Consider the following 14,540-nt stretch of genomic DNA (forward strand, 5'->3'; position numbering starts at 1 on the left):
AATTTAACTTTCATTATATAATATATCATCTTTTAATATGTTATTAATAGTTCTATTTCGGAATTGCATAAGTTTTAATAATTTGTTCTGCTATCCGTATTCCGTCCACAGCCGCACTTACTATTCCACCAGCGTATCCTGCTCCCTCGCCTGCCGGGTAAAGTCCCTGCAAATCAACACATTCAAGCTTATCGTTTCTTGGAATTCTCACCGGAGATGAGGTTCTTGTCTCAACACCTGTAAGCAATGCATCCTTCATGCCAAACCCTTTTAACCTTCTGTCAAAATAGCTTATTGACTGTTTCATACTATCCGTAACATAATTCGGCAGACAATTATTAATATCTGCACATCGGGTTTCTCCGGTATAGCTGGGCTTTACACTGCCAAGTCCTCCTGTCCTTCCCTCCAGAAAATCCTCAAGCCTTTGCACGGGAGCACTATTATTTCTTCCTCCTGTTTCAAAAGCAAGCCTTTCCCATTTTCTCTGGAACTCAATTCCTGCAAGAGGGTGCTGTGTTCCAAAATCCCCGGGCCCTACAGAAACCACCAATGCACTGTTAGCATTATCCTTGTCCCGTTTGAATTCACTCATACCATTGGTAACTATAGTGTCCGTCTCAGAAGCTGAGGCGACAACTACTCCGCCGGGACACATACAAAAGGAATATGCCGTACGCTCCAAAAATTTGCAGAAAAGCTGGTAATCTGCCGGCCCTAGTGCCGGGTGCCCTGCTGCATCGCCATATTGTGCCGTGTTTATAACCTCTTGAGGATGTTCTATTCTCACCCCAATTGAAAATGGCTTCTGTACAAAGGTAATACCCCTTCTATACAGCATTTCAAAGGTATCCCTTGCACTGTGTCCAATAGCCAGTACTACAGCATTTGTGTCTATAAATGAGTTGGTGTTGGTGTAAACCCCACAGATTTCTCCATTTAGGTTCTTAACATCTACCATCTTCGTATTAAAAAGAACAGTTCCCCCAAGACGTTCAATTTCCATTCTCATTTGCACTACAATATTCTTTAGAATATCTGTACCAATGTGGGGTTTTGCTTTGTATAATATTTCGTCAGGTGCACCAAACTTGTGAAATTCACTAAGAACCTTTTCGCACCTTGCATCATTTATTCTGGTTGTAAGCTTCCCATCGGAGAAAGTACCTGCTCCCCCTTCACCGAACTGTACATTGGTTTCGGTATCAAGGTTTCCACTATTCCAGTAAGTAGCCACCTTTTCGGTACGCTCACTGACATTCCCGCCTCGTTCAATTACAATGGGCCTGTAACCGTTCTGGGCTAGGATAAGTGCACAGAAAAGACCGGCAGGGCCGGTTCCTACTACAAGAAGTCTACCCTGTATTGGTTTATTTCCCGGAAATAATTCTTCCTCCGGTAATTCATCAAGGATTCGAATGTCCTTATCGGCAGGTATTTTGACATTATCAACAAGCTCACAAGAAACCGAGTAGACAAAACGTATGCCAGGTTTTTTCCTGGCATCTGTTGATTGTTTTACTATTTTTATATTTTTAACTAAATTGGTGTTTATTCTAAGCTTTTGTAGCACCTGATGTTCAAGTTCCTTTTGTTCTCCATCAAGCGTTGTTACCAGATTTGATATTAAAATTTTCATGTTTTCACCTTGTATCCTGCTGCAAATTCTGATTTTCTTCTGCAGGTACTTTTGTTATTTTTACAAGTACTTTAGTCTCACCTGACTGCGTAATGTTTGGCGGCAGTGTAACCTGTAACGGAATACGGTGCTCTCCGTCCTTCAGCCCGCTTACATCTATCTTTGCCAAAAGGCTATTCACCGTTACATTTGCCATATCTTCCTTTTTCCCTTTTAAAGTTACCGATACAGGCTCTATTATCTCATAAGCAAGTGTATTGTCATTTATAGTGCCTTCCAGAGTCATGTCCCTTGGTTCAAATTTATAAGTCTTTACATCCAACGGAATAATCTTTACCTCAACACTAACTTCACGAGTAGAACTCACAAGCTTGAGACCATTTGGTATCTGCAATAAAACCTGCGTATTTAAAGTTTTATCTGCTTTTTCAATATTTATGGGAACAGTCTTAACCTCGTTAACTTTATCCATGATATCCGGGTCACCTGTAACTAGTATGCTGTCAGGCTTAACGGAATATTCACCCTCAAGGTAATTTTCTGCAGGAACACCTTGTGTGATTGGTATAACCGGTACTCTCTTACCTATCTCTATCTTTATGTCAACGTTAAGTTTCTTGCCCAGACCCGGCATCTCCACGCCTTTTTTGTCGTATACCTTACATTCCTTCCTGATTTCCAGGTTTCTGTCAAGGCCGGTTACGTCAACAAAAGCCTTTACGGAGCCAACTGAAGCTATAACAGTGTCAATATCCTGTATTGATACTGTATCCGGTTGTGCAGTCTTAGAAATTATCTCGTAACCCGCCGGGAGTTTACCGAGGGTTTCCACCTGAACTATAAAAGGATTCTCCTCAATACGTGCCAGATCAAGTGTAATCGTTTTTTGCTTGAGCTCTATATTTTTGGGGTTAATTCTTTCCCTGCCCAAATAAACAGGTGGTTCCAATGCAATAACCTTGTCATTTACACTTTTAACTTTTGACAAGTCAAGGGTTACTTCAAAATCAGTGTCCTTTATATTATCAAGAACATCTCCCTTGTCCCTGACATCCACAACAACGTATTTGTTGAAGTTTTTACTGTTCAAAACAAGTCCTTGTGATTTAAGACTCTCCTCATTTATAACATTTAATGGAACAGTATAATGTTCTGTCTGTACAGGGTTAATTGCAAACCACAGAAATATAGCGAATAATATTGAAAATATTTTTAATGTTAGATCCTTCTTCAGGAATTCTTTCACTTTGATTTCCCCTTCCAAAGTGCCAGCTTCTTGTTTACAGACTTCTTTTCCAGTAAATTTTTATTTAACGCCTTTCGTAAAATATCAGGCGTAAGATTTCTAGTTAAACCGCCATTTAAGGCATAAGATATTTTTCCTGTTTCTTCTGACACAACTACCGATATGCAGTCGGATACTTCCGTAATTCCCAGTGCAGCCCTGTGTCTGGTGCCAAGCTCCTTGCTCAGGTTTGGGTTATCGGTAAGAGGAAGAAAACATGCTGCTGATTTCAATTTATTGTTTCTTAAAATTAAAGCTCCGTCATGCAACGGTGTGTTCGGTGTAAATATATTTATTATCAACTCGGCGCTAACACTAGAATCAAGTCGTGTTCCCGTATTTATGATTTCACCGAGCTTTGTTTCACGTTCAACTACAATAAGTGCTCCGGTCTTTGTTCTTGACAGCTCGGTACACGCTTTTACTATTTCTTCTATTGTAAAAGTCGTATGTATGGTGGTATCCTTTTCATCAAAACTGAAAAAGCCTTTAAAGTTACTTCTTCCAATCTGTTCAAGTCCACGCCTTAACTCAGGCTGAAATACAACTACCAGTGCAAATCCCGCAAGTTCTATTGTTCTGTTCAGTATATAGGCTAGAGTGCGTAATTTAAGCCAGTCACTGAGCATTGCTACAATGAGAATTACAATAATACCCTTTACCAGCTGCCACGCTCTTGTCTCCTTTACAAGCTGTATTAGCTTATAAGTAAGATAAGAAACAATACTTACGTCAACTAATGAGCGCAGTATTTCCAATGGCTGGGTAAATGGTACATATACCGATAAAAAATCCAATATGCTTTTAAAATTAACAGCAACAGCATCCAGCAAACAATTCACACCCTTGTAAGATACAATACTTTTACAGAAAAATATAAAATCACATAATAATTTTATTATATTTACCGCATTCGTAAAATGGGTAAAATTGACTAATTTTTACGGATTTATAAAGCTATTTTTATAATACTACTGACCTGAGGTAATAATTGAATATCCTGCCACACCCAATGTGGTAAGCAGCATTATAATTGCAAGTATCAAAGCAACCGTTTTAACCCATTTTTTTTGCATAATAACCTCCTAAAACTCATACATTAGTTAACTTATTTAACCATATTCCGACATCGGCATCACTGGGCATTCGCCAGTCACCCCTTGGGGAGAGACTAATTGAACCCACCTTTGGACCATCCGGCAAACATGAACGCTTGAACTGCTGACTAAAGAATCTCCTTAAGAAGGTTTCAAGCCATTTTTTTATAGTAGCTTTATCGTATTTGTCCTCAAAAGCCTGCTCGGCAAGTTTGTAAATCTTATCAGGCTCAGCTCCGTATCTTACCAAATGGTAAAGGTAAAAATCATGAAGCTCATACGGGCCCACGATATCCTCAGTCTTTTGTTGTATACAGCCTTCCTTGTCTGTAGGAAGAAGCTCAGGACTTATAGGAGTGTCCAGAACACTTAACAGTACATTTCTGATGTCATTGTTGAACAAATAGTCTGCACACCATTGCACCAGGTATTTTACCAATGTCTTTGGGACTCCGGAGTTTACCGCATACATTGACATATGGTCTCCATTATAAGTTGCCCATCCCAATGCAAGCTCGGATAAATCACCCGTTCCGATAACAAGTCCACCAATTTTGTTTGCCATATCCATCAATATCTGGGTTCGTTCTCTGGCCTGAACATTCTCATAAGTGACGTCGTAATTTAGAGGATCATGTCCGATATCCTCAAAATGCTTTAAACACGCTTCCTTTATGTCTATACGGTGAGTTGTAACGTTCATGAGCCTCATCAGTTCAAGTGAGTTACCAAGAGTATTTGATGAGGTTCCGAATCCGGGCATTGTAACCGCATGAATGTTCTTCCTGTCAAGCCCCAGCCTGTCGTAGGTTTTAACAATAACCAACAGTGCCAGAGTGGAATCAAGGCCACCGGAAATCCCTATAACGCATTTGTTAAGCCCCGTGTGCCTGAGTCTTTTTCCCAGACCCGAGGTCTGAATGTTGAATATCTCTTCACACCTCTTGTTTCTTGCATTTGGGTCTGATGGAACAAAAGGATGAGGATCTATCCACCTTAGCAGTTTACCTGTTTTATGTTCTGCTACACAAAATGGTACTTTTCTGAAAGCCGTATCATTAGAATTGTTCTTGAAAGCAGAATTTTTAAATCTTTCATTAACAAGTCGCTGTATGTCTATGTCCGAAATAACCATTTTTTCATCAAAAGAAAACCTCTCTGTCTGCGCAAGTACCGAGCCGTATTCACTAATAAGTGAATGTCCTCCGAAAACCAGGTCCGTAGTTGATTCATTGGGCCCTGACGATACGTATACATAAGCAGCAGAACATTTTGCCGACTGCATCTTAATAAGGTCTTCCCTGTATTCATGTTTTCCAACGATATCATTGCTTGCAGACAGATTAAACAACAGCGTTGCTCCATTAAGAGCCTGATTACTGCTGGGTGGTATTGGAACCCACAGGTCTTCGCATATTTCTATTCCAAAACACAAACCATCCATGTTTGCAGCTTCAAATAATATGTCAATTCCAAAAGGTACGGTCTTTCCGAGTATATTTATTGTTTCCGCAGGTTTGTCCATCCCTGACGAAAACCATCTAGCTTCATAAAACTCGCTGTAATTGGGTATGTAGCACTTTGGGACGACCCCCAAAATACTTCCACTTTTTATAATTACAGCACAGTTGTACAGCCTGCTGTCTAAAGTTAACGGCATACCTAATATTATAACACATTCCAGAGAAGCCGTTTCAGAAATTATTACCTCCAGAGAGATTAATGCCCTTTTTTGCAGTGTCGTTTGCAAGAACAAATCTCCGCAAGTATAGGATGTAACAGCCAGTTCAGGGAATACAACAAATTGTGCCCCCTGATTGTCGGCTGTCCTAGCCGCCTTTATTATTTCCCCGGCATTAAAATCACAATTTGCGACTTTCAATTCCGGCACGAAAGCTGCAACTCTAACAAATCCGTAATTCATTTTTATCACCTAAATGTATTTTTATTATTTTTTCCATTTTTACCACAGGCAATACTTGTTTCCCGCTGCGGGTAATACTATGGTTTTATTTAGTGTATCATATTTGTGTATTTTTTTGTATATTTAAACTTCGTTTTTGATATGGTATCTGCTTCTGGAATTGCCATACTTATCAACATAATATTTTTTATTCAAAGAAATCTGATTGAGAAAGGCAATAAATCTGTCAATTTCGTTAAACCCGTTATAGATACCAAAACTGGCCCTTACAATTCCCGGGAATATACTTTTGGGGTCTCTCATCATATCCTCCATATCCTGTGCCGAATACCCCAGTAATCGTTCACAATAAGGATGGGCGCAGAAAAAGCCGTTCCTTACCGCTATACCTGCTTCATATGATAAAATAGCCGACATAAGTGAGTGGTGTACACCCTCCATATTAAATGGAATAACTCCAATGGATTCCTGACTTTCAGGATGACTATAAAAGGTAATTCCCGGAATACTTTTCATCTTTTCATATGCATAATATAACAGTAACCTTTCATGTTTGAATATATTGTCCATTCCTAATGAAGTCAATGTTTTGATTGATGAAATCAGTGCGGCTATTCCTAATAGATTTGGTGTACTTGCTTCATCCTTATGCGGAGGCTCCTCCCACCAAATTTTATTATGTGTAACCAGGGTGATTGCACTTCCCCCCTGACAATAAGGCAAGCCAACATCAAATGTAGATTTCGGCCCTATCAACGAGCCGCTGCCGTACGGGGCATACATTTTATGTGCTGAAAATGAGAGATAGTCGATATGAGAATCGGTACCAAAAGGTTTCATATCCACCGGCAAATGTGGCACCAACTGGGCTCCATCCACGTGTATTTCTGCCTCGTACCTGTGTGCCAGTGCAGCGATTGTATAAACATCATTTATATATCCAGTAACGTTTGACGCTCCGGTCACTGTAACAATTCGTACCTTATTTTTATATTTTCTCAGCTTATCCTCCAGATCATTCATGGACAGTCTTCCAAATTCATCTGTTTCGATATAGTCAACAGTGAATTTATCCCGCCAGGGCAGATCGTTTGCAGCATGTTCCATCCAAGTGGACAACACTACGTCCTTTCCGTTTTTCTGCTGATTGAGTATGTACGCAAGTATATTTATTGCTTCTGTAGTATTTTTTGTATACACTACCGTGTCATTATCGTGGTCAGCCTTCACAAAATCCTTTACAGTCTGGCGTCCCTCTTCATATAAATTCGTTGACATAACAGACTTATACCCTTTGCCCCTATGGACGGATGAATACCATGGTATAAAGCTATCAATTCCCTTAACTACAGACAGAAACGGAGGCGTAGTAGCTGCATTGTCAAAATTAATTGCCGTTGTAAATGAACCATTGTCCAGAGGTATTCTTGTATCCACTCCTGCTACTAGGCTACGGTATGGGTGCATATTGTTATATCGAATGTTTTGGGGCATAAAAATACTCCATTCACTTGATTATGCTAGTAACAGTATATTGGTGTATTATAAAACTGTTACCAAAGTGAATAGGAGTATTTTGATTAGTTTGTATTGGATTATTACTTTTTCAGGCTTTCCAGTCTTTCAACTACCTTGTCAAACATATCCTGGTATTTAGCCTGCTTTGCCTTTTCTTCTTCTATTACCTTCTGCGGTGCTTTTGCAACGAAGCCTTCGTTGCTGAGCTTTCCTATTACTCTTTTTAGTTCTCCCTCAAGGTTTTTCTTTTCCTTTTCCAGTCTTTCAATTTCCTTATCAATGTCTATAAGCTCATCAAGAGGAATGAATATTTCTGCACCGTGAACAACTGCTCCTACAGCATCAGAAGGAATTCCTTCCTTGTTCAGTTGAACTGTTATGTCAGATGCACCTGCAAGTCTCTGGAAGAAAGAAGTTCCTTCTGCCAGAGTAGTTTTTTCTGCTTCGCCGGCTGCAACAAATATAATCTTTGCTTTTCTTGAAGGCGGAACATTCATTTCAGCACGGGTATTTCTTATACTTCTGATGGCATCCATAATGATGGTCATTTTTGCTTCATCTGCTGCAAAGTTCAGTTCTTCGCTGTACTCCGGCCATTGGGAAATCATTATGCTTCTGCCGTCATTTATCAGGTGAGTGTAGATTTCCTCAGTTACGAAAGGCATATACGGATGCAGCAGCTTCATAGCGTTTCCAAGAACAAAGTTAAGAACATACTGTGCTTCCAGCCTTCCTTCGCTTTCCCTGTCATAAAGTTTAGGCTTAACCATCTCGATATACCAATCGCAGAATTCTTCCCATATAAAGTCGTATACTTTCTGCAAACCAAGACCAAGCTCAAACTTTTCTATATTTTCAGTAACCTCTTTAGTTACAGTATTTATTCTGCTCATAATCCATTTATCTGCAATAGAAAACTTCTTCTTGTCTACCTTGCTGAAATCAAGGTCTTCGTCGAAATTCATCAGAACGAATCTTGAAGCATTCCATACCTTGTTTGCAAAGTTTCTTGAAGATTCAACCTTTTCAGGTGAGAATCTCAAGTCATTTCCCGGTGAGTTTCCAATTATAAGGGCAAATCTCAGTGCATCGGTACCGTACTGGGCTATTACCTCCAGAGGGTCTATTCCGTTGCCAAGGGACTTACTCATCTTTCTGCCCTGCGAATCCCTAACAATACCGTGTATGAATACATACTTGAAAGGCTCCTGCTTCATATGCTCCATACCTGAGAATATCATTCTTGCAACCCAGAAGAATATAATATCATAGCCTGTTACCAGTACATCTGTAGGATAAAAATATTCCAAATCCTCTGTTTTTTCAGGCCAGCCTAGTGTTGAGAAAGGCCACAATGCCGAACTGAACCATGTATCCAGTGTATCCGGGTCCTGTTCAATTCTTTTGCTTCCGCATTTTGAACAGGTATCAGGGGCAGTTCCCTGAACCATCATATGCCCACATTCCTGACAATAGTATGCAGGTATTCTGTGTCCCCACCAAAGCTGTCTTGAAATACACCAATCCTGAATATTTTCCATCCAGTTAAAGTATATTTTGGAAAATCTCTCAGGTACAAATTTGATTGTTCCATCCCTTACAACATCTATAGCCGGTTCAGCCAATGGCTTCATACGAACATACCATTGTTTTGAGATAAGAGGTTCGACAACCGTCCTACATCTCTGACAAGTACCAACATTGTGTGTATGGGGTTCAATCTTAACCAGAAGTCCCAGCTTCTCCAGATCTTCTACCATCTTCTTTCTGGCTTCGTATCTGTCCATACCCTTGTATTGACCGGCGTTGTCATTCATTATGGCATTGTCGTCCATTATCCTTATCTGAGGCAGATTGTGACGAAGCCCAACTTCATAGTCATTTGGGTCATGGGCAGGTGTTATTTTAACACAACCGGTACCAAATTCCTTGTCAACGTAAGAGTCGGCTATAACAGGAATCTCCTTATTTACCAAAGGCAGAATCAAGGTTTTTCCTACCAAGTGTGTATATCTCTCGTCTTCGGGATTTACTGCAACAGCGGTATCACCCAAAAGTGTTTCCGGACGGGTAGTTGCAATTATTACAAATTCTTCAGAGTCCTTTACGGGATACTTGATATGCCAGAAGTTACCTGCTTGTTCCTCATACTCAACTTCTATATCAGATATTGAAGTATTACACTTTGGACACCAGTTGGTAATTCTTTCTCCCTTGTATATCAGGCCTTTGTCATAGAGCTTCAGGAAAACTTCCTGAACTGCCTTGGAAAGTCCCTCGTCCATTGTAAAACGTTCACGTTCCCAGTCACAGGAACTTCCAAGTTTTTTAAGCTGCTCAACTATCCTGCCACCGTAAACCTTTTTCCATTCCCAAGCCTTTTCAAGAAATTTCTCACGTCCCAGCATATCCTTTGATATACCCTCTTTTGCCATTGCATCAACAATCTTTGCTTCTGTTGCAATACTTGCATGGTCAGTTCCCGGAAGCCACAATGCACTGTAGCCCTGCATTCTCTTTGTTCTTATGAGAATGTCCTGTAAGGTATTATCCAGAGCATGGCCCATATGAAGCTGTCCTGTTATGTTTGGTGGAGGAATCACAATTGTAAAAGGTTTTTTATTCTTGTCAGGTACTGCGTGGAAGTAACCTTCATCCATCCATTTTTTATATAGCCGGTCCTCAACCTGTCCCGGATCGTATTGCTTAGCTATGTTTTGCTGTTCATCCATAAAAACAACCTCCTGTTTATTCTAAATAAAAACTATCTGAAAATTATTAATAAAGCAATTCCCGGTGTTGCCACAAGAAATCCTAACATTTTTATATTAAAAACAGCCTTGTTAAACTTGTATTCCTCTACTTCCAGTTCAGTCATTTCTGCTTCATGCTCACAAGTCTGTTTTTTTGCCAAATCAAATTTTTTCACTATAGGTTTTGCCATATAAACACTTATAAATCCAATAGCCATTAAGACCAGAGACAATATTTCAATAGGTTTCATTTCTATTCTCCTTTCTGATTATATTAAAAAAACTCCGTCCAATATTTGGACGAAGTCTTATTTCGCGGTACCACCAAAATTCACGAATAAATGTTACAGGTCAAATTCCTATAAATTTATTGATGATCTCTGACGAGTTAACGTTCGCAACTCCGCTGCAGCCTACTGTTATTTCGGTGCAGAGCTCCCAAGCTACCTTCTACAGTCCCGATCCGAAGCTTTTCACCAATCGCTTCTCTCTTTGGGTATCAACCGACTGTATACTCCTCTTGTTCACAGCCTTTATTCCATATCATTTCTTAAAAAAAGATTATTAAATTTATGATATATAATATGAGCATTACTGTCAAGTGTGATTTTCTTTGTCTTCGTCATTGGTTGTCACTTCGGTTGTATCATCAGTTGATGAACTGTTATTTCTTTTGTTATCACTGAAAAGCAGCACAAAAGCCACTATCATGAGAACCATACCCACATTATTTACTGTTTTGGGATTCAAATTGAAGGAAAAAATCCTGTCAAGTATACCATATAAAATCAGCATTCCGGCAATTACTACAATTATAGTTAATTTGGTCTTTCTATTAAGCTTCATATCTTCTCCGTTTCCACACTCTTTTATTTATATAATAAATAATCTTTTGTTTTAAAGCAATAGAGTCTACACTATCAAATCTATTACCTTTTTAAGAATAACTTTCAACATTGCCGCCACAGGCACTCCTATCAACATTCCTATAATACCAAAAAATTCTCCTCCCACCAGTACCGCAATGATTGTTGTCACAGGATGCAGTCCCAGTTTTCCTTCAATAATTTTGGGAGAAATAAATGCATTATCAATTTGCTGAACAACTATAAAAACAAGTGCCGCTAAAGCAGCTTTATAGGGCGATTGCAGTAATGCCACCGCAACTGCCGGAATAGCCCCCAGAAACGGGCCGAAATATGGAATCATATTTGCCACGCCCCCCAGCAGTCCAAGCACAAATGGATATTTTATCCTGACAAGGTAAAGTCCAATAGTTTCCATTGTACCAACAATAAGTGCCGTCGTAAGCTGTCCCTGAATGAAATGGGTGGCTATTGCATTTAATTCCCTTCCTGTATTTATAAAATCATTTCTCATTTTTTTTGGGACAAGCATGAGCGTGGAATTTTTCAAAGTTTCTGCATCCTTTAAAAAGTAGTATGCTATTAACATGGACAGTACTATGTTAAGCATGATTACAATTGAGGAAGCAAGTACAGACAGTGTTTTCTTCATTATTCTGGCAGCATAAACCTGTAGAAACCCGGAGCCATAATTAATCTCATTAAAAATCAGGTTTTTTACTTCCGGGGGCCATTTACTTGCCTTTATTCGGGATATGCAGTTATTAAAATACTCTCGATAACTGCTTGTTATATTGGGGAGGGTTTTAAAAAGCTCCTTTCCGTTACTCAGAACCTCAGGCATAATGTAAATACCAAAAAAAATCAGAGTCAGAGCAATAAATACATAAATCAAAATTATTGATACACTTCTTTTTACTCCTTTACGTTCAAACCTTATAACCATGGGATATATAATGTATGCTATCAAGGCAGCCATAAAAAATGGAAAAAGAATCTTAATTATTTTATCAATATAGAAATAGACAAATACTGCTGTACCAATTACTAATAGTATTAATATTATGTAAAATATAATTTTTCTTGTGTTAGCCATAGTACACTCCATTTATGGTATTTGGGTCTGCTGCAAACAGATTTATACAGCAGACCCCTGCCTAATCTACTTGGTTTTAAAACATCCTGATCATCTGAACATTTGAATCATTTCACCCAGCATATTGTTTGAACGATGTAAAATTTTTCTTCCGGACTTCATCATCCTTCTTCTCATTCTGGGATCAACTACCTCAGGATTTGTTAAAACACTGATAGATGCACCAATTAATCCTCCGATTACCAAACCTTTTGTAAAATTTCTCAACATAGTCCACTCCTCCTGTTTTACATTAAAGTATTTTGCCCAAGCCGGCTTCGTAAGCCTCCGCCTGTACTTACCATCTCTTCAACTGCTCCGTTTTCAATTAAAATATTACTATTGCTTATTTCAACCTTGCCGATAAAAGGTAGAATACTTCTTCCTCTGAGGATGTCCTGAACCAAGCCGTCAGAAACCTGCACTCCTTCAACTTTGCCTGTTCTGTAGTCAAAAAGGATATCTTGAACAACTCCTATATCCTCTCCTTGCCGGGTATATATTTTCAATCCCCGAAGCTCAATTTTCTCGCTTTTTTCAAAGGATTTCTTAAACTTTCTGTAATTGAGCAGACAGTCCGGATTACTAACTATCAATGCATCATTACCCAGACTCAGAACGTCATGCAGCATTACCACGTTACCTTTTACAGGATTACCTCCCTTTTCCATTACAAAAGCTATTACGCCTTTATTTTCTCTGGAAAATACAACATCCTTCAGATTTCCTATTTTCAATCCATTGCTTGCACTTATTACCGGCAGTCCTAAAACATGGCTGTACATACTCAACATTCTGCTCACCTGCACTTTAATTAGTCTCTTATTTAACAATTTGTACACACATTATTATTTGTTATATTTTTTAAATCATTCAGAGAAATTAAATAATAATAAAGCCAAAATTTATTATGGAAGTTGATGCGTTAAATTGACTAAAAAGTGCAATTAATGTAGAATTTACATGAATACTTTAATTCGCTAAATTGTGAGGTATATAATGAATAATTACAAAAAAACACTATCAGAATTAGGTTTAATAATTCCAAAAATTATGCTCCCTGATTCAAAATATCAACTTGAAAAATGGGCTGTTGTTGCATGTGATCAATACACATCCGAACGCGGTTACTGGGAAAAAGTTGCGGACCTTACTAAGGGTAATCCCTCCACCTATAATATAATCTTTCCTGAGGTATATTTGGAGGATGGTGACAGTGACACCAGAATAAATACAATTAACAATAACATGGATAACTATATACAATCCGGTACGTTAAATGAACTGGAGGACTGTTTTATTCTTGTAGACAGGAAAACTACCCATACCCAGTCGAGAAAGGGGCTTATGGTCGCACTTGATCTTGAATGTTATAACTATACAAAGGGTTCTTGCACTTTCATAAGAGCTACCGAGGGTACAGTCATAGAGAGACTTCCTCCCCGTATAAAAATTCGTCAGAATGCTCCTATAGAGCTTCCTCATATTATGGTTCTTATAGACGACCCGGACAGAAAGGTTATTGAACCTTTGGCTCAAAAAGCTGATAAACTGGAAAAGTTGTATGACTTCGAGCTTATGATGGACGGAGGACACATAAAAGGCTATCGAGTGTCTGATGAAGAAGATCTTTCCTCAGTTGCAGAGGCACTGTCTCAACTTGCTGACTTGGAAAATTTCCGTAAAAAATATGATCTGGAAAATCAGGAAGATGTACTGCTATTTGCAGTGGGCGACGGTAATCATTCTCTTGCCTCGGCAAAAGGCCACTGGGAAAACGTTAAATCAAGTCTTTCCTACGAAGAACAGCAAAACCATCCCGCAAGATATGCATTAGTTGAGCTTGTAAACGTCCACGACGAAGGTCTGGTATTTGAACCTATTCACAGGGTATTGTTTAATGTAGATGCAAAAAATCTTTTAAATGAGTTTTCTGCTTACTACAAAAACAATTCAGGTAGTAGGGACTCAAAACCACATGTATTCAAGTACATAACCTCAAACGGTTCAGGAGAAATCCTGATCGATAATCCTGTAAGCAATCTGGAAGTAGGTACACTTCAGGCTTTCCTTGATTATTACATGAAAGAACACCCTCAAGTTAAAATTGATTATATTCACGGTGAGGATGTTGTAACAAAACTCGGGTCACAACCGGGAAACATGGGCATTTATTTGCCCTCAATGAATAAAACTGATCTTTTTAAAACTGTTATTTTAGATGGAGCGCTGCCAAGGAAAACCTTCTCCATGGGAGAAGCAGAAGAAAAACGTTTCTATCTGGAATGTAGAAAGATAAAATAACTCTTTCTCTATAATTAAA

13 protein-coding genes and 1 other annotated feature are annotated in these 14,540 nt (G+C 38.9%); of the genes, 1 reads left to right on the forward strand and 12 read right to left on the reverse strand.

All coding sequences use genetic code 11. The features are described from left to right. Positions 1 to 52 precede the first annotated feature (52 nt). The 12 genes from CLO1100_RS13750 to CLO1100_RS13805 form a co-directional block, all read right to left on the reverse strand. Positions 53 to 1,639: an FAD-dependent protein gene (locus CLO1100_RS13750; RefSeq protein ID WP_014314361.1), complete on the reverse strand. Its 1,587-nt coding sequence runs from the start codon at positions 1,637 to 1,639 to the stop codon at positions 53 to 55. A gap of 4 nt (positions 1,640 to 1,643) precedes the next feature. Next, on the reverse strand, positions 1,644 to 2,885 hold the full coding sequence (locus tag CLO1100_RS13755) for a CdaR family protein (protein ID WP_014314362.1): 1,242 nt from the start codon (positions 2,883 to 2,885) through the stop codon (positions 1,644 to 1,646). Beyond that, entirely contained in the window at positions 2,882 to 3,757 is an 876-nt protein-coding gene (gene cdaA / locus CLO1100_RS13760; RefSeq protein ID WP_014314363.1) for a diadenylate cyclase CdaA, read from the reverse strand. The genes CLO1100_RS13755 and cdaA overlap by 4 nt, the downstream gene beginning before the upstream one ends. A gap of 138 nt (positions 3,758 to 3,895) precedes the next feature. Next, on the reverse strand, positions 3,896 to 4,000 hold the full coding sequence (locus tag CLO1100_RS13765) for a hypothetical protein (protein WP_014314364.1): 105 nt from the start codon (positions 3,998 to 4,000) through the stop codon (positions 3,896 to 3,898). Positions 4,001 to 4,016: 16 nt separating this feature from the next. Further along, a complete protein-coding gene (locus tag CLO1100_RS13770) occupies positions 4,017 to 5,945 on the reverse strand; it encodes an NAD(+) synthase (protein ID WP_014314365.1) in 1,929 nt (642 codons plus the stop codon). 123 nt (positions 5,946 to 6,068) lie between these two features. Beyond that, the gene (locus tag CLO1100_RS13775) at positions 6,069 to 7,439 is read right to left on the reverse strand and encodes an aminotransferase class V-fold PLP-dependent enzyme (protein ID WP_014314366.1); all 1,371 of its coding nucleotides are present in this window, start codon (positions 7,437 to 7,439) and stop codon (positions 6,069 to 6,071) included. A gap of 104 nt (positions 7,440 to 7,543) precedes the next feature. Continuing rightward, the gene (locus tag CLO1100_RS13780) at positions 7,544 to 10,195 is read right to left on the reverse strand and encodes a valine--tRNA ligase (protein WP_014314367.1); all 2,652 of its coding nucleotides are present in this window, start codon (positions 10,193 to 10,195) and stop codon (positions 7,544 to 7,546) included. A gap of 32 nt (positions 10,196 to 10,227) precedes the next feature. Next, positions 10,228 to 10,467, reverse strand: a complete 240-nt coding sequence (locus CLO1100_RS13785; protein WP_014314368.1) for a hypothetical protein — start codon at positions 10,465 to 10,467, stop codon at positions 10,228 to 10,230. Positions 10,468 to 10,509: 42 nt separating this feature from the next. Next, positions 10,510 to 10,753, reverse strand: a binding site (T-box leader). 60 nt (positions 10,754 to 10,813) lie between these two features. Then, on the reverse strand, positions 10,814 to 11,062 hold the full coding sequence (locus tag CLO1100_RS13790) for a hypothetical protein (protein ID WP_014314369.1): 249 nt from the start codon (positions 11,060 to 11,062) through the stop codon (positions 10,814 to 10,816). Between the two features lie 66 nt (positions 11,063 to 11,128). Then, positions 11,129 to 12,178: an AI-2E family transporter gene (locus CLO1100_RS13795; RefSeq protein ID WP_014314370.1), complete on the reverse strand. Its 1,050-nt coding sequence runs from the start codon at positions 12,176 to 12,178 to the stop codon at positions 11,129 to 11,131. A gap of 90 nt (positions 12,179 to 12,268) precedes the next feature. Further along, entirely contained in the window at positions 12,269 to 12,448 is a 180-nt protein-coding gene (locus CLO1100_RS13800; RefSeq protein ID WP_014314371.1) for a YtxH domain-containing protein, read from the reverse strand. A 17-nt stretch (positions 12,449 to 12,465) separates the two neighbouring features. Next, positions 12,466 to 13,011, reverse strand: a complete 546-nt coding sequence (locus CLO1100_RS13805; RefSeq protein WP_014314372.1) for a PRC-barrel domain-containing protein — start codon at positions 13,009 to 13,011, stop codon at positions 12,466 to 12,468. A 205-nt stretch (positions 13,012 to 13,216) separates the two neighbouring features. Here CLO1100_RS13805 and CLO1100_RS13810 point away from each other — a divergent pair, with 205 nt between their 5' ends. Continuing rightward, positions 13,217 to 14,521 (forward strand): DUF1015 domain-containing protein, encoded by a 1,305-nt coding sequence (locus tag CLO1100_RS13810; protein ID WP_014314373.1) that lies wholly within the window; start codon positions 13,217 to 13,219, stop codon positions 14,519 to 14,521. The last annotated feature ends 19 nt before the right edge of the window (positions 14,522 to 14,540 follow it).

The organism is Clostridium sp. BNL1100 (genome assembly GCF_000244875.1).
Classification (GTDB): domain Bacteria; phylum Bacillota; class Clostridia; order Acetivibrionales; family DSM-1351; genus Ruminiclostridium.

Bases quoted from the DNA above. Each gene is read 5' to 3' on its own strand.
- CLO1100_RS13795 (WP_014314370.1), bottom strand. From the start codon at position 12,178: ATGGCTAACACAAGAAAAATTATATTTTACATAATATTAATACTATTA.
- CLO1100_RS13800 (WP_014314371.1), bottom strand. From the start codon at position 12,448: ATGTTGAGAAATTTTACAAAAGGTTTGGTAATCGGAGGATTAATTGGT.
- CLO1100_RS13765 (WP_014314364.1), bottom strand. From the start codon at position 4,000: ATGCAAAAAAAATGGGTTAAAACGGTTGCTTTGATACTTGCAATTATA.
- CLO1100_RS13775 (WP_014314366.1), bottom strand. From the start codon at position 7,439: ATGCCCCAAAACATTCGATATAACAATATGCACCCATACCGTAGCCTA.
- CLO1100_RS13770 (WP_014314365.1), bottom strand. From the start codon at position 5,945: ATGAATTACGGATTTGTTAGAGTTGCAGCTTTCGTGCCGGAATTGAAA.
- CLO1100_RS13780 (WP_014314367.1), bottom strand. From the start codon at position 10,195: ATGGATGAACAGCAAAACATAGCTAAGCAATACGATCCGGGACAGGTT.
- CLO1100_RS13785 (WP_014314368.1), bottom strand. From the start codon at position 10,467: ATGAAACCTATTGAAATATTGTCTCTGGTCTTAATGGCTATTGGATTT.
- CLO1100_RS13790 (WP_014314369.1), bottom strand. From the start codon at position 11,062: ATGAAGCTTAATAGAAAGACCAAATTAACTATAATTGTAGTAATTGCC.
- CLO1100_RS13805 (WP_014314372.1), bottom strand. From the start codon at position 13,011: ATGTTGAGTATGTACAGCCATGTTTTAGGACTGCCGGTAATAAGTGCA.
- CLO1100_RS13810 (WP_014314373.1), top strand. From the start codon at position 13,217: ATGAATAATTACAAAAAAACACTATCAGAATTAGGTTTAATAATTCCA.
- CLO1100_RS13750 (WP_014314361.1), bottom strand. From the start codon at position 1,639: ATGAAAATTTTAATATCAAATCTGGTAACAACGCTTGATGGAGAACAA.